This is a genomic window from Methylobacterium brachiatum, from assembly GCF_900113845.1.
In the GTDB taxonomy this organism is placed as follows: domain Bacteria; phylum Pseudomonadota; class Alphaproteobacteria; order Rhizobiales; family Beijerinckiaceae; genus Methylobacterium; species Methylobacterium brachiatum.
In genome coordinates this window covers 65069-88826 of sequence record NZ_FOQW01000022.1, presented here as the reverse complement: position 1 = coordinate 88826, position 23758 = coordinate 65069, and the positions used below count along the sequence as shown (strand labels likewise).

At 69.6% G+C, this 23758-nt stretch carries 24 protein-coding genes and 1 pseudogene; 10 read left to right on the top strand and 15 right to left on the bottom strand.

Going from position 1 to position 23758, the window contains the following annotated elements; genetic code table 11:
* Both BMZ47_RS24135 and BMZ47_RS29225 read left to right on the top strand, forming a co-directional pair.
* On the top strand, window positions 1–1217 hold a 1217-nt coding region (locus tag BMZ47_RS24135), incomplete at its 5' end, for a glycosyltransferase (protein WP_139221055.1).
* Window positions 1214–1933: a CatB-related O-acetyltransferase gene (locus BMZ47_RS29225; protein ID WP_091864548.1), complete on the top strand. Its 720-nt coding sequence runs from the start codon at window positions 1214–1216 to the stop codon at window positions 1931–1933. The genes BMZ47_RS24135 and BMZ47_RS29225, both read left to right, overlap by 4 nt.
* Before the next feature lie 3 nt (window positions 1934–1936).
* On the opposite strand, the gene BMZ47_RS28705 is transcribed toward BMZ47_RS29225, so the two are convergent.
* From BMZ47_RS28705 to BMZ47_RS28230, 3 genes and pseudogenes are all read right to left on the bottom strand, one after another.
* Window positions 1937–2080, bottom strand: coding sequence for a hypothetical protein (locus BMZ47_RS28705; RefSeq protein ID WP_167369092.1), 144 nt, complete (start codon window positions 2078–2080; stop codon window positions 1937–1939).
* A 71-nt stretch (window positions 2081–2151) separates the two neighbouring features.
* Window positions 2152–2874, bottom strand: coding sequence for a glycosyltransferase (locus tag BMZ47_RS24125; RefSeq protein ID WP_091864546.1), 723 nt, complete (start codon window positions 2872–2874; stop codon window positions 2152–2154).
* Window positions 2875–3428: 554 nt separating this feature from the next.
* A pseudogene (locus BMZ47_RS28230) lies at window positions 3429–3518 on the bottom strand (IS5/IS1182 family transposase); the annotation flags it as partial.
* Between the two features lie 103 nt (window positions 3519–3621).
* On the opposite strand from BMZ47_RS28230, the gene BMZ47_RS29350 reads away from it, so the two are divergent.
* Window positions 3622–3879, top strand: a complete 258-nt coding sequence (locus BMZ47_RS29350) for a transposase (RefSeq protein ID WP_425285078.1) — start codon at window positions 3622–3624, stop codon at window positions 3877–3879.
* Window positions 3880–4014: 135 nt separating this feature from the next.
* Entirely contained in the window at window positions 4015–4338 is a 324-nt protein-coding gene (locus BMZ47_RS29345; RefSeq protein WP_091864539.1) for a transposase, read from the top strand.
* Here BMZ47_RS29345 and BMZ47_RS24105 read toward each other — a convergent pair.
* The 5 genes from BMZ47_RS24105 to BMZ47_RS24085 form a co-directional block, all read right to left on the bottom strand.
* The gene (locus tag BMZ47_RS24105) at window positions 4322–5557 is read right to left on the bottom strand and encodes a Zn-dependent hydrolase (protein WP_091864537.1); all 1236 of its coding nucleotides are present in this window, start codon (window positions 5555–5557) and stop codon (window positions 4322–4324) included. The genes BMZ47_RS29345 and BMZ47_RS24105 overlap by 17 nt on opposite strands.
* Window positions 5558–5725: 168 nt before the next feature.
* Window positions 5726–7153, bottom strand: a complete 1428-nt coding sequence (gene trmFO, locus BMZ47_RS24100; RefSeq protein ID WP_091864535.1) for a methylenetetrahydrofolate--tRNA-(uracil(54)-C(5))-methyltransferase (FADH(2)-oxidizing) TrmFO — start codon at window positions 7151–7153, stop codon at window positions 5726–5728.
* 78 nt (window positions 7154–7231) lie between these two features.
* Window positions 7232–7378, bottom strand: coding sequence for a DUF1127 domain-containing protein (locus BMZ47_RS24095; RefSeq protein WP_007566967.1), 147 nt, complete (start codon window positions 7376–7378; stop codon window positions 7232–7234).
* A gap of 270 nt (window positions 7379–7648) precedes the next feature.
* On the bottom strand, window positions 7649–7915 hold the full coding sequence (locus BMZ47_RS24090; RefSeq protein WP_007566965.1) for a GCG_CRPN prefix-to-repeats domain-containing protein: 267 nt from the start codon (window positions 7913–7915) through the stop codon (window positions 7649–7651).
* Window positions 7916–8088: 173 nt separating this feature from the next.
* Window positions 8089–9063: a S1C family serine protease gene (locus BMZ47_RS24085; RefSeq protein ID WP_007566963.1), complete on the bottom strand. Its 975-nt coding sequence runs from the start codon at window positions 9061–9063 to the stop codon at window positions 8089–8091.
* Between the two features lie 303 nt (window positions 9064–9366).
* Here BMZ47_RS24085 and BMZ47_RS24080 point away from each other — a divergent pair, with 303 nt between their 5' ends.
* On the top strand, window positions 9367–10017 hold the full coding sequence (locus tag BMZ47_RS24080) for a sigma-70 family RNA polymerase sigma factor (RefSeq protein ID WP_007566961.1): 651 nt from the start codon (window positions 9367–9369) through the stop codon (window positions 10015–10017).
* The gene (locus BMZ47_RS24075; RefSeq protein ID WP_091864532.1) at window positions 10014–10709 is read left to right on the top strand and encodes an anti-sigma factor; all 696 of its coding nucleotides are present in this window, start codon (window positions 10014–10016) and stop codon (window positions 10707–10709) included. The genes BMZ47_RS24080 and BMZ47_RS24075 overlap by 4 nt, the downstream gene beginning before the upstream one ends.
* A 62-nt stretch (window positions 10710–10771) precedes the next feature.
* On the opposite strand, the gene BMZ47_RS24070 is transcribed toward BMZ47_RS24075, so the two are convergent.
* From BMZ47_RS24070 to uvrA, 3 genes are all read right to left on the bottom strand, one after another.
* Window positions 10772–11341 (bottom strand): fasciclin domain-containing protein, encoded by a 570-nt coding sequence (locus BMZ47_RS24070; protein WP_007566957.1) that lies wholly within the window; start codon window positions 11339–11341, stop codon window positions 10772–10774.
* A 235-nt stretch (window positions 11342–11576) separates the two neighbouring features.
* Window positions 11577–12560 carry a transporter family protein gene (locus BMZ47_RS24065; RefSeq protein ID WP_091864530.1) on the bottom strand — a complete coding sequence of 328 codons (984 nt, stop codon included), beginning with the start codon at window positions 12558–12560 and terminating at the stop codon, window positions 11577–11579.
* Window positions 12561–13064: 504 nt separating this feature from the next.
* The gene (gene uvrA / locus BMZ47_RS24060; RefSeq protein ID WP_091864528.1) at window positions 13065–16181 is read right to left on the bottom strand and encodes an excinuclease ABC subunit UvrA; all 3117 of its coding nucleotides are present in this window, start codon (window positions 16179–16181) and stop codon (window positions 13065–13067) included.
* Between the two features lie 289 nt (window positions 16182–16470).
* On the opposite strand from uvrA, the gene BMZ47_RS24055 reads away from it, so the two are divergent.
* The gene (locus BMZ47_RS24055) at window positions 16471–16740 is read left to right on the top strand and encodes a type II toxin-antitoxin system ParD family antitoxin (RefSeq protein ID WP_007566950.1); all 270 of its coding nucleotides are present in this window, start codon (window positions 16471–16473) and stop codon (window positions 16738–16740) included.
* Window positions 16733–17023: a type II toxin-antitoxin system RelE/ParE family toxin gene (locus BMZ47_RS24050; protein ID WP_091864527.1), complete on the top strand. Its 291-nt coding sequence runs from the start codon at window positions 16733–16735 to the stop codon at window positions 17021–17023. Before BMZ47_RS24055 ends, BMZ47_RS24050 begins: the two co-directional genes overlap by 8 nt.
* Before the next feature lie 23 nt (window positions 17024–17046).
* Here BMZ47_RS24050 and BMZ47_RS24045 read toward each other — a convergent pair whose 3' ends face one another.
* Window positions 17047–17469, bottom strand: coding sequence for a cupin domain-containing protein (locus BMZ47_RS24045; RefSeq protein WP_091864525.1), 423 nt, complete (start codon window positions 17467–17469; stop codon window positions 17047–17049).
* Window positions 17470–17479: 10 nt separating this feature from the next.
* Entirely contained in the window at window positions 17480–18499 is a 1020-nt protein-coding gene (locus BMZ47_RS24040; RefSeq protein WP_091864523.1) for a zinc-binding alcohol dehydrogenase family protein, read from the bottom strand.
* Window positions 18500–18622: 123 nt separating this feature from the next.
* Between BMZ47_RS24040 and BMZ47_RS24035 the strand changes: the two genes are divergently transcribed.
* Together BMZ47_RS24035 and BMZ47_RS24030 are read left to right on the top strand one after the other, a co-directional pair.
* Window positions 18623–18994, top strand: coding sequence for a winged helix-turn-helix transcriptional regulator (locus BMZ47_RS24035; RefSeq protein WP_039903813.1), 372 nt, complete (start codon window positions 18623–18625; stop codon window positions 18992–18994).
* Between the two features lie 96 nt (window positions 18995–19090).
* Complete coding sequence (locus BMZ47_RS24030) at window positions 19091–21142, top strand: methyl-accepting chemotaxis protein (protein WP_091864522.1); 2052 nt, start codon at window positions 19091–19093, stop codon at window positions 21140–21142.
* A gap of 127 nt (window positions 21143–21269) precedes the next feature.
* Here the strand turns inward: BMZ47_RS24030 and BMZ47_RS24025 are convergent, their stop codons facing one another.
* Both BMZ47_RS24025 and BMZ47_RS24020 read right to left on the bottom strand, forming a co-directional pair.
* The gene (locus BMZ47_RS24025) at window positions 21270–22124 is read right to left on the bottom strand and encodes an amidohydrolase family protein (protein ID WP_091864520.1); all 855 of its coding nucleotides are present in this window, start codon (window positions 22122–22124) and stop codon (window positions 21270–21272) included.
* A gap of 174 nt (window positions 22125–22298) precedes the next feature.
* On the bottom strand, window positions 22299–23732 hold the full coding sequence (locus BMZ47_RS24020; protein ID WP_091864518.1) for an MFS transporter: 1434 nt from the start codon (window positions 23730–23732) through the stop codon (window positions 22299–22301).
* Between the last annotated feature and the right edge of the window lie 26 nt (window positions 23733–23758).

The window sequence follows — 23758 nt, the reverse complement described above, 5'->3', positions numbered from 1 at the left end:
TCCGCGGCCGGGCGGTGCTGTTCGTGACCCATAGCTGGGGCGGGGGCATCCAGCGGCACATCGACGACATGATCGCCCGGCTCAAACGCGAGGGCACGGCCGTGGTGCTGCTCTCGGTCGACCGGGCCCGGAACATCCAGGTCAACGTCTCGTATCGCAGCCGGGAGTTCGTGTACCTGCCGAGCCTGGACAGCCTGTACCTGCCGCGCGATGCCGAGGCGGTGGCGGCGTTCGTGGAGCAGCTGGCGCCGCTCTTGATCCACGTGCACTCGCTGGCGGGCCTGCGCTGGAATGCGGCGCGGGCGCTGATGGACCTCGTGTCCGGGTCGGGGCGGCCCTATGCCTGGACGCTGCACGACTTCTCGCCGGTGTGCCACCGCAACCACCTGGTGATGCCGGACGGGCGCTATTGCGGGCTGGCGCCGGTGTCTCTGTGCCGGGACTGCCTGGCCTCGGACGCGGACGGCTACGAGGAGCCGGATCCGGCGGAGCGGCGGGCCACGTTCGGGCGGTTCCTGGCCGGGGCGGCGCGGGTGCTCGCGCCGTCCGCCGACACGGCGGGGCGGATCGGCGGCGTGTATCGGGATCTGGCGATCACGGTGCGGCCGCATGTCGAGGCCGACCGAAGCGTGCGGTCCACCGCCCTGCGGCGGCCGGGCCGCCTGCGCCGGGTCGCGGTGCTCGGCGCGATCAGCGCGACCAAGGGCGGCCTGTTCCTGCAGGCCCTGGCCACCGACGCCCAGGACCGGAAGCTGCCGCTGCGGTTCGCGATCGTGGGCTTCTCCGATCCCGCGCTGGCGGGCGGCCTGGAGCGGGCCGGGGTGAGCCAGACCGGCCGCTACGCTGGCGACGACGAGGCCCTCGACCTGGTCTGGCGGACTTCCGCCGACCTGGTCCTGCTGCCGGCGATCTGGCCGGAGACGTATTCGTATGCCCTGACGCTCGGGCTGCGGACCGGCCTGCCGGTGGTGGCCTTCGATCTCGGCGCCCAGGGCGACCGGCTGCGGGCCTATCCGAACGGCCATGTCCTGCCCTACGCCCTGGCGCATGATCCGGCCGCCTTCAACGACCGGTTGCTGGCGCTCGACATCTCACGCGCCGGGGAGCTCTCGGTGCCGATCCAGGCGGCCGAGTACGACGACCTGATGCGCGACTACTACGTCCTGGACCTGAATCCGGCCGGGGCGAAGAACCCATTCGACGAGGACGCCGCATGATCTCCGTCAACGAGGACATGAAGCAGGAGATGCTCCGGCGCGGCATCTCGGTGCTGCACCCGGCCCCGTTCGGCCTGCCGGAGGATTGCACCTTCGAGCCGCCCTGCAGCATCAAGTGGATGGGGATCGATTACTGCCTCACCATGGGGGCGTTCTCCTACGCGGTGAGCGGCTATTATTTCGGCGCCGACATCGCCCGCTACTGCTCGATCGGCGAGAGCGTCCAGGTCGGGCGCGGCAGCCACCCGGTCCATTGCGGCTCGACCTCGCCGCTGTTCTACACGCACCATTCCGCCGTGTTCGACCGGCTGGATCCGCGCGCGGAGGATTACGAGATCTGCGGCCCCTACCTGTGGCCCAAGCGGGTGCGCATCGGCAACGACGTCTATATCGGCCACGGCGCCTTCCTGATGCCCGACATCACCATCGGCGACGGGGCGATCATCGGCGCCATGGCGGTGGTGACCAAGGACGTGCCGCCCTACGCGATCGTGGCCGGCAGCCCGGCCCGGGTCGTGAAGATGCGCTTCCCCGACGCGCTGATCGAGCGTTACCTGAAGGTGCAATGGTGGCGCTACGCCTTCTGGGACCTGCGCCAGTGCTCGATCACCGACCCCGAGAAATTCCTCGACGCGGTGGAAGAGCGGATCGCCGGCGGGATGCAGGAATATCGCCCGGACCTGATCCCGATCCAGTCGCTGATCCCGGGCGCCTGAGGCTCAATCCCCCGCCTCGGCGAACCGCCGCGCGAATGCCGCCACCAGCGCGTCGGCGGCCGGCCCGCTCAGATCGCTGAAGCAGAGGCCCTCGCCGACGAACACGGTCCACACCCCGTCATACGTCGCTTCCTTGCGGATCCGCATGGCCGCCCTCCGGCATCGTTCCGGATCAACGGTTGGATGTGGGGGGACGTTGCGTGAGTCCTCATCGCCCTTCAGGCGCGCCCCATGATCAGGCGACGCTGGTCGCGCTCCGGAAGACGACGCCAATATTCGTCGGCTGCGCGCACATAGCTGAGGTCGACCGTTCCCTCCGGGGGCGACTCGTGGCGTCCGGTGTAATGCACGGCCCATTTCGTTTTGTAGTTCATCGTCGCCATTTCGGTGAGGGCGATCTTGAAGCCTCTCTGCTTGATCGCCGACCAGACGACTTGGTCCCCCGCGCCGCTGAGTCCAACCGGCATCGTCGCCCATAGAGCCGCGATCTCGATGGCAGACCTAGTCAGCATGACCGTTCCCGTGTCGGCGAACCGAACCCCGTCGCTCTCCCAATCGAACGGATCCAGGACGCTGCGATCGAGGCGGCGTAGCATCCTCCGCGAAACGCCTATGTCGGCAGACGATTTGGAGACGGCTTGATAGAGGCTCGAGACGTGATTGGTTTCGAGCCAATTGTCGGCATCGAGGAAACAGACATATTCGGCGCCGCTCTGGAAAGCGTGCAGAGCCCCGACACCCCGAGCGAAATTGCCAGCGTCGCCATGAGCGGATGGCAAAACGATGTGTTGGCAATCCCAAGTGGACACCACCGGGTTTGGATGGCCATCCGCGACCATGATGTGGATGACTTGGATGTCCTGCCGAAGCACGCTCTCGTGCGCGACGGACAACTCATCCGGATGCTCTTTATAGTATGGCGTTACGACAGCGATATGCATCGGCGCTTCCTATCTTAGTGCCAAATTTTCTATCTATATATCAAATTACCTCCGAATGAACACAACTATTGCTCCGGGAAACCCTTTCACATCATATGAAAAGCCGATTTGATTGAGAGCCTCAAAACAAGACATAATGCCTTATCCTCCGATGCTGGCTGGATGGATTTCACACATAATGCTTCTGACACAGTCAGGAGCTACCATTCCTCGAAATAGAGACTCCTCTCCGCCCTCAATGTCTAAAACCAAAACATCAGGGCACATCTTATCAATAAATTTTGATTTATTGATGAATTACGCTCTCGTTTCGAAAATATCCGGCAGACAATGCGACAAAGATGACCAAAATGTATCCTTCCGATGAAAAATATATTGCCTGTCGTCGGTAGATGCAAGCCCCGAAGTACTTAGGCATATACGTTGTTTAATATATAGCTTTTTATTACATGTATCAATATCTCATTGGCCCCTACAGAACAGACATAGCTTGCACATAGATACTTGAGTGCGAAGTTGATGTAAATCCAACTCCCCCGACTCAAAAACTCGATCGTCTGCACGAAGCGGTCGTAGCGGGTCGCGATGCGCCGCCAATCTTTGATGTGGCCGAACAGGCGTTCGACGCGATTGCGCCGCCGGTATGCGATCCGGCTGTAGGTAGGGAACTCATACGACCAATTGCTTTCGCTTGCGTTTTCTTCCTGGCTTTGAGGTTTTCAGCGCAGGAGGATCGTAACGGCACAGTTGTTCTGGCTTTCGGATGAAGCCTGGGCGCGGATCGAGCCACATCTGCCTCACGGGCAACCGGGCAAGCCCCGAGTCAACGACAGGCGGGTGATCAGCGGCATCCTGCATGTGCTGAAGGTCGGCTACGCCCTCCGCGTACGGCCCGCACACCATGATCTACAACCGCTACAACGGGTGGTCCCAGCGCGGGCTCTGGCAGCGGCTGTTTTCCGAGATCGCAGCCGCAGGCCCTGTTCCAGACGAACTGATGCTTGATGCCTCTCACGTGAAGGCACACTGCTCGGCATCGGGCGGAAAGGGGGGGCCTGGAGCTTTGGGCATCGGCCGTCTCATCCTGAGCCTATCAAAGGACACGCGGCGGGTTCACGAGCAAAATCCATTGCTTGGCCGATGGTCGTAGCTGACAGCACCATGGCGCTGCCGCTGCTGCAGGCTGTCGTGCCGCCCAAGCGTCTGATCGCCGACAAAGCCTACGATGCGCAGAGCTTGAGGGATTGGCTCAAGAGTTACCGGGTGATCGCCACCACCCCGTCCATCGCCACCCGAACGGTACCCTACAAGCAAAGCCGGATCGCCTACCGCCGGCGCAACAGGATCGAGCGCCTATTCGGCCATCTCAAAAACTGGCGGCGCATCGCGACCCGCTACGACCGCTTGGCCTGCAACGACCTCGCGGCCGTCGCGCTCGTTTCCTGTGTCATCGCAGCGACCTGAATGAGTCCCCTGCCTTGCGAGTCGCCAGCACCCGAGCCGCCGCCGCGCCGAGCGTGCGCACCCCGAAGGCCAGGTCCGCGTCGCTGGTATCCTCCGCCCAATGGTGGCTGATGCCGCCGATCGACGGGACGAACAGCATGGCGGCCGGCAGGATCCGGGCGATGTTCTGGGCGTCGTGGCCGGCGCCCGAGGGCATCACCTGCCAGCGGCCGGGGCAGACCTGCTCGGCGGCCTCCGAGAGGGCCCGCATGAGGTCCGGGTCGCAGGGGGCGGGGATCGCTTTCGACAGGGCCGTGAGGGTGGCGGGGCAGCGCTCGCGCCGGTTCGACTCGCGCACCAGAGCCTCGAGGCACGCCTCCATGCGCTCCAGCACCGGGATCGACACGTCGCGGAACTGGAAGGCCACCTCGGCGCGGCCCGGGATGATGCTGTAGCCGCCGGGATCCAGGGTGATCCGCCCGGTGGTCCAGGTGCTGCGGGGGCCGCAGAGTTTCGGGAATTCCCGGTCGATCGCCGCGAGCAGGCGTACCGCCGAGAGCCCCGCATCCCGGCGCTCGGCCATGGTGGTCCCGCCGGCATGGTCCTGGTTGCCGTCGAACACGATCTGGAATTGCCAGATCGCCACGATGCCGCTGACCACACCGAGATGCAGACCGGCGGATTCGAGCTGCGTGCCCTGCTCGATATGCAGTTCCAGGAAACCCCGGTAGCGGGCCGGATCGAGCCGCATCCGCGGCAATCCTGCGAGTCCGGCGGCCTCGAGGGCCCCGCGCAAAGGCGTGCCGTCGGTGCGGTTGCGGGCGGCCTCGATCTCGGCCTCGGTCAGGTCGCCGATCGCCGAGCGGCTGCCCAGGAAGCCGCCCGAGAAGTGCCCCTCCTCGTCCGCGAAGGCGACGACGTCGACCGGCAGCCCGGCCCGGGCCAGGGCCAGCCCGGCCACCACCCCCAGCGCCCCGTCGAGCCAGCCGGCCTCGTTCTGGGTCTCGATGTGGCTGCCGACCAGGAGGTGGGGTCCGGGGCCGCGATGGCGCCCGAGCACATTGCCGATCCCGTCGATCGATGCCTCCAGCCCGCATTCCTCCAGCTTGGCCATCAGCCAGCGGCGGGATTCCATGTCGGCGGCCGAGAAGGTCGGGCGGTGAACGCCGGTGCGGAACCGGCCGATCTCGCGCAGAGCATAGAGGTCGGCCAGGAAGGCGTCGGTATCGATCTCGGTCATGCAGCGGTCCCCGGGAGTTGAGCGCCCAGACTGTGCAAGCGCCATGCGCACATCGGGGTTTTCAAAGGGCGAGCCCTTTGGCGGGGTGTCGGGGCGGAGCCCGACAGCAGGGCTTCAGCCCTGCACCCGCGAAAGGTCCCGGCCCCTTCGAAACCGCGCCTCGCCGCGCTACTCCGCCGCCGCCTGTTTCCAGTCCGCGGGTTGCGCCCCCGCCATCCAGGCACCGAGGTCGGCCCTAGCCCGGTCGGTGAGGGCCCGCTTCTTCAGCACCGCCTTCTCGGGCCCGCGCAGGCGGCGGCCGGTCTCGTTGCGGGGCGCCTGGGCCAGGGGCGGGAACAGGCCGAAATTCACGTTCATCGGCTGGAACGAGCGCGGGGCGTTGGCCTCGCCGTCGGCCACCATGTGGCCGCCGGTGATGTGGGCGATGAGCGCGCCCAGCGCCGTGGTCTGGGGCAGGGGGCTGAGCGGCCGGCCCGCCGCCTCGGCCACCGCGAAACGGCCGGCCATCAGGCCGACCGCGGCGCTCTCGACATAGCCCTCGCAGCCGGTGATCTGGCCGGCGAAGCGCAAAGCGGGCCGGGCCTTCAGCCGGAGGGTGGCGTCCAGCAGGCGCGGGCTGTCGAGATAGGTGTTGCGGTGCAGGCCGCCGAGCCGCGCGAACTCGGCCCGCTCCAGGCCGGGGATCGTGCGGAAGATCCGGACCTGCTCGGCATAGGTCAGCTTCGTCTGGAAGCCGACCATGTTGTAGAGGGTGCCCAGCGCGTTGTCCTGGCGCAGCTGCACGATCGCGCAGGACTTGACCAGGGGATCGCGCGGGTTGGTGAGCCCTACGGGCTTCATCGGGCCGTGCCGCAGGGTCTCGGGACCGCGCTCGGCCATCACCTCGATCGGCAGGCAGCCGTCGAAATACGGCGTGCCCTCCCATTCCTTGAACCCGATCTTCTCGCCGGCCACGAGGGCGGCCACGAAGGCGTCGTACTGCGCCCGGTTCATTGGGCAGTTGAGGTAGTCGGCACCCGTGCCGCCGGGCCCGGGCTTGTCGTAGCGGGACTGGAACCACGCCACGTCCATGTCGATCGAGTCGCGATGGACGATCGGCGCGATGGCGTCGAAGAAGGCGAGGGACTCGGCGCCGGTGAGCGCCCGGATGCCCTCGGCGAGCGCCGGAGCGGTCAGCGGGCCGGTGGCGACGATGCACGGCCCCCACGCCTCCGGCGGCAGGCCCTCGACCTCGCCGCGGACAACCGTGACGTTGGGGTGCTGCTCCAGGCTCCTTGTCACCGCCGCGGAAAAGCCCTCGCGGTCCACCGCGAGCGCACCGCCCGCGGGCACCTGGTTCGCGTCCGCCGCCCGCATGATCAGCGAGCTTAAGCTGCGCATCTCCTGGTGCAGCAGGCCGACGGCGTTGCTCTCCGCATCGTCCGACCGGAACGAGTTCGAGCAGACCAGCTCGGCCAGGCCGTCGGTCTGGTGGGCCTCGGTGCCGCGCACCGGCCGCATCTCGTGGATCACGGCGCGATGGCCGGCCTCGGCCACCTGCCAGGCCGCCTCGGATCCCGCCAGGCCGCCGCCGATGATGTGAATGGTCTGTGTCATATCCCAGAATAGCGAAGGACCGTCGCCCGGATCAACGGGCGGCGGTCCTTTCAGTCGAATCGCGATGGTGCCGGGAGATCAGACGCGGGCGATGCCGTGGATCTCGCTGCGGTTGATGCCGAGATCGGCAAGATCGCGATCCGAGAGGCGGGAGAGCTGGGAAACGGTGTCGCGGTACCGGAGATAGGCGCGGACGCGACTCAGGACGCTACGAGCGGCGGACATGGAGTTATTTGACCTCTGTTCAGGCAGTGGATGGCGCGCCGTTGCGCATCGCTGCCTCTTGTTGGTGCAACGCACATATAAACCTCCCGCGGCGCAGCAGGAGTCGAAAGGCCAAGGATCTGGCCTGCGTGCGCCGCATGCCCGGATTAAGAAACCGGCAACCTTCCCGGATGGTCATTCTTTGTGCGCATGCCGGGAGCCCTCTGAACGCGCGAAGGGCGCCCCACCGGCCGGCGGGACGCCCTTCGCGGCGCAAAACGGATGGATCCCTCAGTAGAACGGGCGCGGGCCATAGAAACCGTAGGGTCGGTAATAGGGCCGGTAGAACGGCCGCGGCCGCACGTAGCCGCCGTAATAGACCGGCCGGCGCCAGTAGGGGCGGGGGCCCCAGTTCGGGCGGCAGATGCCCCAGGGGTTCGGATGGAAGCCCGGGCCGCAGCCCCCCGCCGCCTCGGCGGAGCCCGCGAGCCCGAGGCCGCCGGCGATCGCGGCGGCCATAACGAGTGCCTTCGCGCGCGGTGCGCTCAGAATCGCCATGACACATCTCCTCAAAGGGTCCGGCGGATCGGTGCCGGTCGAGAGAGATTCGGCCCCGCCGCCTGAACCGAAGCTGAGCCTGTGGTTGTATCCCGTGCAGCCTCGACCTCGGCATCCGAGAAACGCAACCCCGGCCGCGACGGTTTCGCCGCCGGCCGCCGCGGATGGCCCCGTCAGTGCAGCGAGGGCGTGCGCAGGAACCGCTCGCGGTCCGCCGAGACGAGGGCGAGCTTCACGCTGCGCCCGTCGCGGCGCACGGTGAGCGGGACGCGGACCCCGGCCTCCCCGAGCGCCCAGATGCTGCGGAACAGGGCGGCGAGATCCGGGATCGGCTCGCCGGCCACCGCCTCGATCACGTCGCCGCTGCGCAGGCCGCCGGTCTCGGCCGGGCCGCCATCGGCCAGCCCCATCACGACGATGCCCTCCTCGCTCTCGGTGGCGTAGAGGCCGAGCCAGGGCCGGGGCGGCCGGTTGGCGCGCCCGCGCGTGGCCAGGTCGTCGAGGATCGGCGGCAGCAGGTCGATCGGCACCACCATGTTGATCGGGCGGCCGCCGCTGCTGCCGCCCTGCTGCAGCTGCAGGGAACCGATCCCCAGCAGCTCGCCCTGCGCGCCGATCAGCGCGGTGCCGCCCCAATGCGGGTGAGCGGGGGCGGTGAACAGCGCCTCGTCCAGGACATACTCCCAGTACCCGGCGAATTCCTGCCGGGCCACGACCTCGACGGCGACGCAGCGCTGGCGCCCGCCGGCGCCCGCCACCACGGCCCGGTCGCCCGTCTTCAGCTCGGCCGAGCGGCCGAGCGGCAGGGCCGGGACGCCGAGCTCGCCCAGGGCCTGGACCAGGCCGAAGCCGGTGGCGGCATCGAAGCCGAGCACGTGGCCCTGGACCGAGCGGCCCTCCCGGGTGGTGAGCCAGACGCTCTCGGCCTCCGTGATGAGGTAGCCGACCGTGAGAACGAGCCCGTCCTCCCGGATCACCACGCCGTTGCCGGCCCGCTCGGTGCCGAGGGTCTCGGCCGTGAAGGCGCTCTCCGGCACCCGCGCCGACAGGGCGAGCACCGACGAGAGCGCCCGATCGAGATCGTAGCCGTAATCCGCAGGCCTGGGCTGGGCCTGCGCGGGGATCTTCCACTCGCCCTGGGTCGCCATGAGATTCCTTCGGCTCGTTCGCCCCTGCGCCGCCGCCGGCCGCGCCACTTCGGACTGAAGCCGCGTCCCGCATGTCGGACGCGGCTCCGGGATTGTGCTGCGCATCGTCGTGTCCCGAAAGCCGGCAACCACCGGATCGGGATGAGAGCCTAAGATAGGCGGTCCGCCCGGCCTGCGACACCCGTGGCGCGGCGCCGCGCGCGGATCGCTGAGCCGACGACCTATCGACGATCCCGCGCGGCCGGCGATGTGACAGCACGCGCAGGGACGTCTAGACCACTCTTACGGGAGCGCGACCGGCAGATGAACGGCGCGCGGGCACGGGAACGGATCTTGACCGGACCGATCTTTGCCGCGGGGGCGTCTCCAGCCCCGGCGCGACCGCCAGGCTCTTCCGGTGCCGACGAGGCGCAGCTGCGGCGCCTGCTGGCCGAGATCGGGCGCGGCGAGGCGGCCGCCCTGGCCGAACTCTATGACCTGACGAGCCCGAAACTCTTCGGCGTGATCCTGCGTATCCAGCGCGACCGGTCGCTCGCCGAGGACGTCCTTCAAGACGCGTATCTGCGGATCTGGCAGGCGGCCGGGACCTACGATCCCGAGGCCGGACGCCCGCTCGCCTGGCTGTGCACGATCGCCCGCAACCGGGCGATCGACGGCGTGCGCCGCAAGGGGGTGGCCGAGGTTCAGGGACCGGTGCGGGATGACGGTGAGGATTGGGTGGCGCGGCTGATGGATCCGCATGACGACGCCGCGGCGTTCCTGGACCGGGACGCGCTCGGGGCGTGCCTGGGCCGGCTGGAACCCGCGCACCGGGATTGCGTGGTGCTGGCCTATTGCGAGGGCCATTCGCGGGACGAACTGGCCCAGCGCTACGACCGGCCGGTCAACACGATCAAGACCTGGCTGCACCGGGCGCTCGCGTCCTTGAAGACCTGCCTGGAGGCTGTCTCGTGAGCGGCGGCCTCGACGACCCGGCCTCGGATCCGGACCTGCGCGCGGCCGAGTACGTGCTGGGCACCCTCGATCCGGGGGAGCGGGCCGAGATGGCCCGTGCGATCACCACCGATGCCGGCGCGGCGGCCCGGGTCCGGTCCTGGGAGCGGCGGCTGTCGCCCCTGCTGTCCGCGATCCCGCCGGTGGCGCCGCCGCCGCGGGTGCGCGCGGCGCTGCTGCGGGCGCTGGGGGCCCGGTCCGCCGGCGCGCCCGACCCGCTCGCCCACCTGCGCCGCCAGGTCCGGCGCTGGCGCATCGCCACCGCGGGGACCGGCCTACTGGCGGCCGGGCTCGCGCTGTTCGTCGCGGTCGGGTCGCGGCCGGAGCCGGAGGGCGGCCGCTACCTCGCGGTTGTCCAGGGCGGCGGCGCCCTGCCGGCCCTGATCGTGCGCGTCGACACCCGCACCGGCACCGCCCAGGTCCGGCCGGTCGGGGCCGAGGCGCCCGCGGGTCGAAGCCTGCAATTGTGGTATGTCGGCGCCGAGGGGCCGAAGCCGCTCGGCCTCGTGGGAGCCGATGCGAGCCGGGTGAGCCTGCCCCAGGGCGCCTCGCCGGACGGGGTGCTGGCGGTGTCCGTGGAGCCGCCGGGCGGCTCGCCGAGCGGCCAGCCCACGGGACCTGTGGTCTATACCGGCAAGCTGATCGCCGAGTAGGCGCCGGGCAGAACCCGCGGCGCCGGGGCGGCGCCGCGGATGGTCGGATCACACAATCCGGCTCAGGGCATCAGCACGGCGTTGATCACGTGGATCACGCCGTTCGACTGCATCACGTTCGGGATCGTCACCGTGGCGGTGTTGCCCTTCACGTCGGTGATCAGGACCTTCTTGCCCTGCACCGCCACCGCGAGCGGCTCGCCCGCGACCGTGGTGAGCTGGCCCTGGCCGCCGCCCTTCTTGACGAGCGCCACAAGGTCCTGGGCGGTGTAGACGCCCGGGACCACGTGGTAGGTCAGGATCTTGGTCAGCGTCGGCTTGTTCTGCGGCTGGACGAGGCTCTCCACGGTGCCAGGCGGCAGCTTGGCGAAGGCGGCGTTGGTCGGCGCGAACACCGTGAACGGGCCGGGCCCGCTCAGCGTGTCGACGAGGCCCGCGGCCTTCACGGCGGCGACCAGCGTGGTGTGGTCCTTGGAGTTGACCGCGTTCTCGACGATCGTCTTGCTGGCATACATCGGCGCGCCGCCGACCATCGGGTTCTTGGCCTGGGCCATACCGGTCGCGCCGAGGCCGAGGGTCAGAGCGAGGGCGAGCGCCCGGGCCGCGCGCCGGCCTCCGATAACGTTGAGCATCCTGGAGTTTCCTTCCGTCAGGCATCCCGCGATCACGTCAGGACCGGGATTGCGCCGCCGCTTACGGCGCCTCGAGCGGAAAGGTTTCGCAGGATCTGACTATCGGCCGCTCCCTGCGCCGGCCATGAAAAAACCGCCCGGCGGGAGCCGGGCGGTTCGCCGTCCTCGCGGACGGTGTCGTCGAGATCCGGGATCCCCCGCCGCCTTGGCGGCGGGAGACCGGCGTGTCGTCTGATCAGTACTTGCGGACCAGGGCGGTCGGGACCGGCGACACGGGGGCCGGCGAGTACAGCGGCACGATCAGGCGCAGCCAGCCGTCCGTGGAGTAGTTGTCACGGGTGCGACCGAAGGCGGTCGTGTAGGTCGCGCTGGTGACGACGTCGCGGGCGACGTAGGCCTGCACGGTGAAGACCTTGAAGTCGTAGCCGATCAGGCCGCCGACAGCGAACCGGCCGCGGTTGCCAGCCGCCGCGCTGAACTGGCCGATGTCGAAGTTGTAGGTGCCGTAGGCGACCGGGCCGATCTCGAAGTTGCCGAACTTCTTCGTCGCGGTGATGTCGAAGTTCAGGGAGTCGGACAGGTAGAACGGACCGCGGGTGGGGCCGAAGCCGGGGAAGCGGCCGGGCGAGTCGTAGATGTTGGCGGTCAGGTTGCCGGTGATGTTCCAGCCGTCGCCGGTGTAGCTGCCGGCCACGCCGAAGCGGTAGGTGTTGGAGGAGAGCTGCGGAAGGACCGGGCTCGGACCGCCGACGCTGGCGAGCGTGCCGCGGTCGCCGTTGAGGTCGTTCAGGTAGGCACCGCCGAGCAAGCTGACGCCGAAGTTGTTACCCAGGTCGAATGCCCAGATGCCGCCGACAAAGGTGCCGACGTTGATCGAGATGTCCTTGTTGTTCCGGCCGGCACCGTTGCGGGTGAAGGCGAACACGGTCGGGGGAGCGACGAGCAGCTCGATGCGGCCGCCGAGCGGCACCAGCGGGGTCGACCAGACCAGCACCGGGATGTTCACGGCCGTGTCGAGCGCGCCACCGACGGCGGTCGACGGCGCATCGGCGCGGCGGTACGTGAACGTGTTGATCGCGTAGATACCCTCGGGCAGCGGCGCGCCGACGGCGAGGCCGACCTGCTCGCCCGGGATGGTCGTGGTCTGCGCCTGCGCGATCGTCGACGTCATGCCGACCGTGAGCGCGACTGCGCCGGCCGCGAGCCAGTTCTTCATCATTGTTTCATTCCTTCCCAAGGTCTCAAGGCATCCGTCCCGCATTCGGCACTACCCTGCCGGTCTGCTCGCCCTTGGCGGCTGCCGACTTCCGGTGTGCCGAGCGCCCCCACGGAGCCCGCCCGTCTCAACGTTGGTGACTATTCTACAGAGACCTGCGGAAAGACAGTGGAATGCTGATCGAAGCGGCAAAACCGGCCGAACCGTTGCGCAAAAGCCGCATTTTTGCGGCGATGCAACACAGTCCCCAGGAATGAATATGGGGGTTCCGGCCGGCAAAATATCGTTGAACGGTCAAGCTGTTGCCGACGGCGCTGGCGGGAGAATCCGGCAAGCGGGAGCGGGGGAACGGGCAGGGGCCCGGCCATCACCCACGGGCCGGAATCCCCGCCCCGACCGGGCCGCCCGGGGCCGGCATCGGCGGCCGGCGGCCCGAATCAGGCGGCGTGGCGGGCCGACCGGGCCGGGATTCCCGCCCTCACCCGGCAGAATTTGCCGCCCCGGCGCCTATTCGGCGGCGCTGCGGCGGCCGGTCTGCGGGGCGGGGCGCCGGGCCAGAACCTCGCGCAGGAACCGGCCGGTATGGCTCGCCTTCGCGCGGGCGATCTCCTCCGGCGTGCCCAGGGCCACCACCCGGCCGCCGCCATCGCCGCCCTCGGGACCCATGTCGATCACCCAGTCGGCGGTCTTGATCACTTCGAGGTTGTGCTCGATCACCACCACCGTGTTGCCCTGGTCCACGAGCTCGTGGAGCACCTCCATGAGCTTGGCCACGTCGTGGAAGTGCAGGCCGGTGGTCGGCTCGTCGAGGATGTAGAGGGTGCGCCCGGTGGCGCGCTTCGACAGCTCCTTGGACAGCTTCACCCGCTGCGCCTCGCCCCCCGACAGGGTGGTCGCCTGCTGGCCGACATGAACGTAGTGCAGGCCGACCCGCTTCAGGGTCTCGAGCTTCTCGCGGATCGCCGGCACCGCCTTGAACAGCTCGGCCGCCTCCTCGACGGTGGAGTCGAGCACGTCGGCGATCGACTTGCCGCGGTACTTCACCTCCAGGGTCTCGCGGTCGTAGCGCTTGCCCTTGCACACGTCGCAGGTGACGTAGACGTCCGGCAGGAAGTGCATCTCGATCTTGATGACGCCGTCGCCCGAGCAGGCCTCGCACCGCCCACCCTTCACGTTGAAGGAGAAGCGGCCCGGCTGGTAGCCGCGCGCCTTGGCCTCGGGCAGGCCGGCGAACCAGTCGCGGATCGGCGTGAAGGCGCCGATATAGGTGGCGGGGTTCGAGCGCGGCGTGCGCCCGATCGGCGACTGGTCGATGTCGATGACCTTGTCGAGATGCTCCAGCCCCTCGAGGCGGTCGTACGGGGCCGGGTGCTCCAGCGCCCCGTTCAGTTTCTTCGCGACGGCCTTGTACAGGGTGTCGATCACCAGGGTGGATTTCCCGCCGCCCGAGACGCCGGTGATGCAGGTGAAGGTCCCGAGCGGGATCTCGATGTCGACGTCCTTGAGGTTGTTGCCCCGGGCGCCGAACACGCCGAGCTTGCCCTTGCGCCCCTTCCGCCGTGCGGCCGGGGTGCGTACCGCCATCTCGCCGGTGAGGTACTTGGCGGTGAGCGAGGCGGGGTTGGCCAGCACCTCGGCCGGCGTCCCCTGGGCGATGATCTCGCCGCCATGGATGCCCGCGCCCGGGCCGACATCGACCACGTAGTCGGCCTGCAGGATCGCGTCCTCGTCGTGCTCGACCACGATCACCGAATTGCCGAGATCGCGCAGGCGCTTGAGCGTGCCGAGCAGCCGCTCGTTGTCGCGCTGGTGCAGGCCGATCGAGGGCTCGTCCAGCACGTAGAGCACGCCGGTCAGGCCGGAGCCGATCTGCGAGGCCAGCCGGATGCGCTGGCTCTCGCCCCCCGACAGGGAGCCGGAGCCGCGGGCCAGCGTCAGGTATTCCAGGCCGACATCCACCAGGAAGCTGAGCCGGTCGCGGATTTCCTTCAGGATCCGGACCGCGATCTCGTTCTGCTTGGCGGTCAGCTTCTCCGGCAATTCGGAGAACCAGCGATGGGCCTCCGAAACGGACAGCGCCGTCACGTCGCCGATATCGGCCATGGCGACCTTCACGGCCAGCGCCTCGGGCTTCAGCCGCTTGCCGCCACAGGACGCGCAAGGCGTCTCGCTCATGAAGCGGCCGATTTCTTCCCGGACGGCGTCGGAATCGCTCTCCTTGTAGCGGCGCTCCAGGTTCGGGATCACGCCCTCGAACGGCTTGTTGACCGCATACTTGCGCAGGCCGTCATCGTAGGCGAAGCGGATCGCCTGCTTGCCGGAGCCGTAGAGCACGATGGCGCGGGCCGCCTCCGGCAGGCTCTGCCAGGGCACGCTGGTCTTGAAGCCGTAATGCTCCGCCAGCGCGTCGAGCGTCTGGCCGTAATAGGGCGAGGTCGATTTCGCCCAGGGGCCGACCGCGCCGCGCTTCAGGCTCAGGGCCGCGTCCGAGATCACCAGCTCGGGGTCGATCCGCATCTCGTGGCCGATGCCGCCGCAGGTCGGGCAGGCGCCGAACGGGTTGTTGAACGAGAACAGCCGGGGCTCGATCTCCGCGATGGTGAAGCCCGAGACCGGGCAGGCGAAGCGCGAGGAGAACGTGATCGTCCGAGGCTCCTCGCCTTCGGGGGCGTCCGCGAACACGATCTCGGCGATGCCGTCGGCGAGCTCCAGGGCGGTCTCGAACGAGTCGGCCAGCCGCGCGGCGATGTCGGGCCGCACCACGATCCGGTCGACCACCACGTCGATGTCGTGCTTGAACTTCTTGTCGAGCTTGGGCGCGTCGTCGATCGCGTAGTATTCGCCATCGACCCGCAGCCGCTGAAAGCCTTTCTTTTGGTACTCTGCGATCTCTTTCCGGTATTCGCCTTTTCGCCCACGGACCACCGGGGCCAGCAGGTACAGCCGGGTCTTCTCCGGCAGTTCCAGCACCCGGTCGACCATCTGCTGGACGGTCTGGCTCTCGATCGGCAGGCCGGTGGCCGGGGAGTAGGGGATGCCGACCCGCGCCCAGAGCAGGCGCATGTAGTCGTAGATCTCGGTCACCGTCCCGACGGTGGAGCGGGGATTCTTGGAGGTGGTCTTCTGCTCGATGGAGATGGCCGGCGAGAGCCCGTCGATCTGGTCGACATCGGGCTTGGACATCATCTCCAGGAACTGGCGGGCATAGGCCGAGAGCGACTCGACGTAGCGGCGCTGCCCCTCGGCGTAGATCGTGTCGAAGGCGAGCGACGACTTGCCCGAGCCCGACAGCCCGGTGAACACCACGAGCTTGTCCCGGGGGATCGTCAGGTCGACGTTCTTGAGGTTGTGCTCCCGGGCGCCCCGGACCGTGATGACCCGCCGGTCGCCGGCGGCCGGCTGCGCGGCGTCGAACAGGGCCTCCAGCTTGGCGTCGGTGGCGGCCTCCGCGGCCGCGTTCCGCCGGTCCGGCGCGGGGGCCTCGGCCTTCTTGCGCGCGGGCTTGACCGGCACCGCGTCCGCAGGCGCCTTGGCTGCGGAAACCTTCACGGGCGAGGGTTTGGGGGCGGCTTTGCTGGCGCCGACTCGGGCTCCGACTCGGGTTCCGGCTTGGGCTTTGGCCATGAGGGCGGCGGTCTTTCGAGGCGTCGACGCGGTCGGGGCTGGCTTGCGCGCGGGTCAGCCGCCGCACCCGCTCATGTCGAGCCGGGAGCGGTCGACGGCAAGGTGGGGCCGGCGGGACGCAGGCCCGTCATGCGAAGCCCTTGCTAGAACGAAACGCGTACGCCGGCAACCACGTGGTGAAACAGTTGGATCCGGCCGGCGGCGAACCGCGGGCATAAGAAATTTTGTGAAAAACGCTTATCCTTGATATCGTGGTCTCCGATCCTCCCGGGCTTATGACGAGGCCCTCATGGCCACCATGACCATTTCCCTGCCCGATCCGATGAAAGAATGGATCGAGGCGCAGATCAAACAGGGCGATTACGCCAGCACGAGCGACTATGTCCGCGACCTCGTGCGCCGTGATCGCGAGCGGCGGGTCCAGCCCGAACTGACGATCGAGGATCTGCGCCGGATCGTCGACGAGTCCCGGGCCAGTGGAGCGAGCCATCGCAAGGTCCCCGACATCGTCGCCCGGGCCAGGACGCATGCACAGAGCGACCAGCCGCTGGATGAGTGACTACACCCTCACAAAGAGGGCAGAGGCGGACCTGTTCGACATCGCCGTCCACGGCTACCGGCAGTTCGGTGTCCGCCAAGTCGAAGCCTATGCCACCGGTCTGGAGCACGCCTTCCAGCTCCTCGCCGACAATCCCCGTATGGGCCGGAGGGCCGACGCGATCCGGCCCGGCGTGCACAGGCACGAATATGCCGCGCACGTGATCCTCTACGAGCCGGTGGATGACGGCGTCCTGATCCTGGCCATCGTCCACGGCCGCAGCGTGAGACATCTCGCGCTTTAGAGCATCATCCCGGTTGCGAATTCTTACGACCCGGCGTTGCGCGCCATGAGGGTGGCGGGGGTGCCGTCCTCGGGGTTCACGAAGATGATGTCGGTGGGCGCCCGCCGCGGGGTGTCGATCGACAGGAACGTCACCGGCTCGTCCGGGGCGATCTCCGGCATCGCGTGCACCGTGCCCTTCTCGAAGAACAGGAGCTGGCCGGGACCGAAGGTCGTCAGGTTCGCGGGGTCGCCCAGCCAGACAGTGCCGCGTCCCGAGAGGCAGTAGAGGTACTCGTCGCAGGTGGCGTGGTAGTGCGGCGGCGTCGGGCGGTAGACCCGGAACACCCGGGCGCTCGCCGCCTCCCGGTCGGTCAGGTAGGTGTCGACCAGGAGCGTCCGCGCGCTGTCGGGCAGGGCCGCCGCGAGCGCCGCCACGTCGAAGAGGCCGGTGCCGGCCTCGGTCATGGCGCCCGCCTCACGACGCGAAGCCTTCGAGCACGATCTTGCCCTTGGCGCGCCCGCTCTCGATCAGCGCGTGGGCCCGCCGCAGGTTCTGGGCGTCGATCCGCCCGTAATGCTCGCCCAGGGTCGTGCGCAGGCGCCCCGCATCCACCAGCCGGGCGACCTCGTCGAGGAGCGCGCCCTGGGCGCCGATGTCGGAGGTGCCGAACATCGAGCGGGTGAACATGAACTCCCAGTGCAGCGACAGGCTCTTGCGCTTGAGCTGGGCCACGTCGAGCTGGGCGGGGTCGTCGATCAGGGCGAACCGGCCCTGCGGGGCGATCAGCGCGGCGATCTCGGCCAGGTGCGCGTCGGTGTTGGTGGTCGAGAACACGAGGCCCGGTGCGCCGAGGCCCAGGGAAGCCACCTCGGCGGCCAGCGGCCTGGCATGGTCGACCACGTGGTGGGCGCCGAGATCCCGGCACCAGGCCGCCGTCTCGGGCCGGGACGCGGTGGCGATCACGGTCAGGTCCGTGAGGTGCCGGGCGAGCTGGATCGCCACCGAGCCGACGCCGCCCGCCCCGCCGACGATCAGGATCGCCGGGGCGGCGCCCGGCACCGGCTTGGCGGTGTCGAGCCGGTCGAACAGGGCCTCCCAGGCGGTGATGGCGGTGAGCGGCAGGGCGGCCGCCTGCGCCCAGTCGAGGCGCGCGGGCTTGTGCCCAACGATGCGCGCATCGACGCAGTGGAATTCGGCGTTGGTCCCCGGCCGGGTGAGGTCGCCCGCGTAGAACACCGCGTCCCCGACGGAAAAGCCCTCGGCCTCGGCGCCCTTGGCGACCACGGTGCCGGCGGCGTCCCAGCCCAGCACCTTGACCCCGCCCGCCTCGGGCTCGGCCCGCAGGCGGATCTTGGTGTCGACCGGGTTCACCGAGACCGCCTCGACCTTCACCAGGAGGTCGCGGGGTCCGGGCTCGGGCTGGGGCAGGTCGCAATCGACCAGGGCCTCGGCCTCGGTGATCGGCAGGGATTTTCTGTACCCGACGGCGCGCATCGCAATCTCCTCCGGCTGACCCGCCAGGAGATGCCGCCCGCCTTCACGAACCGCAAGTACGCACATAAAACGCCGCTAGTGCCGAAAATGATACCGTCCCTGGAGACGGCCGAGGATCCTGCCATGCCCCGCACCCGACATCATCGCGGCGCCTGCAGCCCCGGCTGCGCCGTCGAGGCGACCCTCCGGCTCATCGACGGCAAGTGGAAGGGCGTGATCCTCTACCACCTGATGGAAGGGACCCTGCGCTTCAACGAGATCCGCCGGCGGCTGACGAACGTCACGCAGCGCATGCTGACGAACCAGCTGCGCGAAATGGAGGCGGACGGCCTGATCGCGCGGAAAGTCTACGCCGAGGTGCCCCCGAAGGTGGAATACAGCCTGACCGCGCGCGGGCGGTCGCTGGAGCCGGTCATCCACGCGCTGAAGGTCTGGGGCGACCGGCATGTGGAACTGCATGACGACGCGGCACCGACTGTTCGGAGTGCCGCCTGATTGTGCATGGCGGTCCGCGCCAAACCCTTCCACCGTAACGGTGTTTTTATACCCGTCCCGGATGATTCGGGTTAACCGCGACCGCTCTGGATTCCGATGACCGTCCTCTCCTCGCTCCGCGCCCGCATCCTCGCGGTGGCGCTTGCGCCATGCCTCGCCTTCGCGGGCGCAGCGGGGTGGGCGGTGTCCGACCAATGGGCGCGGCGCGCCGAGATGGACCGGGTCGAGAACCTCGTCGGCCTCGCCTCGCGGATCAGCGCCTTCGTCCACGAGGCGCAGCGCGAGCGCGGCGCGTCCAGCCTGTTCCTGGGCGCCAAGGGCGCGCAGTTCGGGCCGGAACTCGCGGCCCAGCGCAGCCGCACCGACGCGGCGCTCGCCGGGCTTCCCGACGCGATGACGGCGGCGACCGGCTTCGGCCCCGCCTTCGCGGCGCGGGCGGACGGATTGTCCAAGGCGCTCGCCGTGCTCGCGGCCCAGCGCCGGGCGGTCGACGCCCTCGGCGTGAGCGCGCCACAGGCGGTATCGTTCTATACTGGCCTGATCGGCGAGGGGCTGGGCGTGGTCCGGGCGATGGGCGGGGTGATCGGCGAGGCCGGCATCGCGGGCCGGGCGAACGCCTACGCGGCGTTCCTGGCGCTGAAGGAGGCCGCCGGCCAGGAGCGGGCCGCCGCCTCGGCGGTGTTCGCCTCCGGCACCCTGGACCTTCCCGCCACGCGCCGGCTCACCACGCTCTCGGCCGATCAGGCGACCTACGGCGCCCTGTTCCGGGCCGGGGCCTCGGACGGGCAGGCCGCGCTCTTGGACGCCGCGGAGGCGACCGAGCCGGCCCGGGAGGTGGCGCGCCTGCGCAAGGCCGTGCAGGAGACGATGCCGGGCACGACCCTCGCCTTCCGCGACGCGCCGGCCTGGTTCCGGCTCGCTACCCAGCGCATCGACGCCCTGAAGGGCGTCGAGGACCGGCTGACCGCCGACCTCGTGGCCGCCGCCGACGCGGTGCGGGCCCGGGCCGACCGGATGCTGGCGGTCTGGATCGCGGGCGGCCTCGCTTTGTTCGCGCTCTCGGTGGGCTTCGCCTTCTGGCTGGGCACGGCCATCGCCCGGCCCCTGGCCCGGATGGCCCGGGTGCTGACGGCGATCGGCCGGGACGAGCCGGGCGCCGCCGAGCTGGCGATCCCCGCGGGGGGCCCGCGCGAGGTGCGGGCGATCGCCGCCGCCGCGGTGACGTTCCGCGACAGCGTCGCCGAGCGCCGGCTCGCCCGGGCCGAGCAGCAGCGGCTCGCCGCCGAGAACGCCGCCGCCCAGCGCGCCGCCGCCCTGAGCCTGGCCGACAGCTTCGAGCGGCAGGTCGGCGGCATCGTCGAGGCGGTCTCGGCCGCCGCCGAGCAGCTGGAGGACTCCGCCCACGGCATGGCCCGGGCCGCCCGGGACACCACCGACCTCAGCCGGGCGGTGACCGGCGCCGCGGATTCGGCCGCCCGCTCGGCCGATACGGTGGCGGCGGCCACCGAGGAGCTCACCGCCTCGGTCCGGGAGATCGGCGTGCAGGTCGGGGCCTCCGCCGACCTCGCGGCCTCCGCGACCCGGGATGCGGACGGCATGGCCGGGGAAGTCCGCCGCCTCGCCCAGGCCGCCGGCAATATCGGGGCGATCGTCGCGATGATCTCGGACATCGCCGGCCAGACCAACCTGCTGGCGCTCAATGCCACAATCGAGGCCGCCCGGGCCGGGGAGGCGGGGCGCGGCTTCGCCGTGGTGGCGTCCGAGGTGAAGGAACTGGCCGGCCAGACCGCCAAGGCCACCGAGGAGATCGCCGCCAAGGTCGCCGAGATCACCGGCTCCACCGAGGCCTCGGTCCGGTCGATCGGCGGCATCACCGAGGTGATCCGCACCCTCGCCCGGATCGGGGCCGAGATCGCCGCCATGGTCGAGCAGCAGGGCGCGGCCACCGCCGAGATCGCCCGCACCACCGGCCAGACCTCGCAGGATACCCGCGCGGTCTCGGGCCACATCGCCGGCGTGGGCGAGGCGGCGGACATGGCCAGCCACGGCTCGTCCCAGGTGCTCGACGCCGCCAGCGACCTGGCCCGGCAGGCCAGCGCCCTGCGCGGCGCCGTCGGCGACTTCCTGGCCAACGTCCGCGCCGCCTGACGACAAGGTCCCGGATTCACAAGGTCCGGGACCTTGTGCGGGTCCAGGGCGGAGCCCTGGTGTCTCGGGGGCTCCGCCCCCGAACCCCTGCCAAAGGGCTGAGCCCTTTGGGATCTCAGGACCGGGCCTAGGCGAGGCCGAGGTTGAGCAGGCGGTCGGCGTTGCGCCAGAGGGCGGCGTCCAGGGCCTCCTCCGAGAGGCCGAGGGCGCGAAAATCCGCGACGCCCTGGCGCATCGGCCGGAACGGGAACGAGGAGCCGAACAGGAACTGGTCCTTCATGAAGCCGTTCGCCGCCTCCACGTAGAGGCCGCCGCCGGGGGCGAACGTGTACATGTCCGGGGAGACGAACACGTTCTCGTTGCGGAAGGCCACGGTCACCATCTCGGCCACGTGCGGATAGAACCCGTGGCAGCAGACGATCGGCAACTTCGGGAAGGTCCGGGCGACCCGATCCACCGCCAGCGGGTCGTTGAGGCGCAGGTCCGGAGTGGTGGGGCCGGACATCACGAAGGCCGGGACCGCGAGTTTCTCGCACAGCTCGTAGAGCGGCATCAGCCGCTCGTCGTCGGCCCGCATGCCCTCCCGGTAGAAGCCCGCATCGAGGTTGATCCCCTTGAAGCCGAGCTCGGTCACGGCGCGCTTGGCCTCGGCGACCGCGGCCTTGCGGCCGAGCTTCACCGGATCCACCGAGGCGATGCCGATCAGCCGCTTCGGATCATGCCCGGCGGCCTGCGCGAGGGCGTCGTTCGAGACCCGCACCCCCGGCACCGAGCGGGCGACCATCACGGCGACGTCGATCCCGGCGCCGTCCATCTCGGCGCAGAACCCCTCGATCGTGGCGCCGCGGGTGAAGTGCTCGACCTCGCGGCTGCCGACCCGGGCGTTCAGCCAGCGCGCGACGCCGAATTCCGGCGTGTCGGGCTCGGCGCCGAAGAACTTGTGCAGGAAGGTCGGCCGGCTGCGCATGTCCACGACGGGCATTGTTTGGGGACTCCATGGTTGTGACTGGATCCACAAGGTCGAGACCTTGTGCGGGTGCAGGGCGGAGCCCTGCTATCGGGCCTCGGGCCGTGCGCTCAAGGGCTCCGCCCCTGAACCCCGCCAAAGGGCTGAGACCTTTGGAAACCCGATCTCGTCCCTGGTAGGCGGGTCTCGTCAATGCGAGACCGCCTCCAGCACCTTGCCGCGCGTCTCGACCCCGAGGGTGAGGACCAGCAGGGCGGCGATCAGGAAGCCGCCCGCGCCGACCTGGAAGGCGGTGGCCGGGCCGTAATCGCGGACCAGCACGGGCACGATCATCGGCCCCAGGATGGCGCCGATCCGCCCGAAGGCCGAGGCGAAGCCGGCCCCCGTGGCCCGGGCCCGGGTCGGGTACAGTTCCGGCGTGTAGGCGTAGAGGCAGCTCCACATGCCGAACATGAAGAACTGCATCACGAAGCCGGCGACGAACAGCCAGGTCACCGCGAGGCCGGCGACGGTCAGCACGGGCTCGCCGCCGGCATTGCCGTACAGCCAGGCGGCCGCCGCCGCGCAGACGAGGAACAGGGAAGTGGTCGGCTTGCGGCCGATCCGCTCGAGCAGGACGGCCGCCGCGGCGAAGCCCGGGATGCCGCCCAGCGTGATCAGGGTCACGAACCCCACCGAGCCGACGATCGAGAAGCCGCGCTCCTTGAGCAGCACCGCGATCCAGGAATTGAGCCCAAAGAACCCGATCAGCGCGAAGAACCACAGCCCGAAGGCCATCACGGTGCGCATCCGGTAGGCCGGCGCGAACAGGGTCGCGACCGCGCTCAGGCGAGGGCCAGGAATCGGTTCGGCGACGGTCTCCGCCACCGCGGCGGCGATCTGCGGGGTGACCGGGGGCAGGGGTCGGCCGGTGGCGCGCTCGACCGCGCGCTCCATCGTGGCCATCACCGCCTCGGCCTCCGCGTGACGGCCGGATTCCGCGAGCCAGCGGGGCGATTCGGGCATGGTCCGGCGCACCGCCAGCACGACCAGCGACAGCAGGCCGACCACCACGAAGGCCCAGCGCCAGCCGAGATAGGGCAGGACGAAGAAGCTGATCGCCCCGGACAGCACGTAGCCCACCGCCCAGAACCCTTCGAGGATCGCGATGTACTTGCCGCGCACGGAGGCCGGGACGATCTCCGAGACCATCGCCTGCGCCACCGGCGCCTCGCCGCCGACGCCGACCCCGATCAGGAACCGGCAGGCCATCAGGACGGGCAGGCTCCAGGCGGTCGCCGCCGCGAGGCTCGCCAGGCCCCAGACCACCATGGTCACCTGGAACACGGCCTTGCGGCCGAACCGGTCGGAGGCGGTGCCGGCGGCGATGTTGCCGACGAGCTGGCCCGCGAAGGTCATGGCGGCGAGCTGGCCGGCCTCCGTGGGGCTCAAGCCGAACGCCACCACGATCGAGCCGAGCAGGAAGGTCAGGAGCGCCACGTCGATCTGGTCGACCAGCCACGCCGAGGCGATGATCGCAAAAATCTTCCGCTGGTAGCGCGACATCGGCAGCCGTTCCAGGCGCGCGGCGATGTCGGAGACGACCGGACGGCCGTCCCCCTGAGATGTCGCGGCAAGCGGCACGGCGGATCCTTCCTCGGCACCCGGAC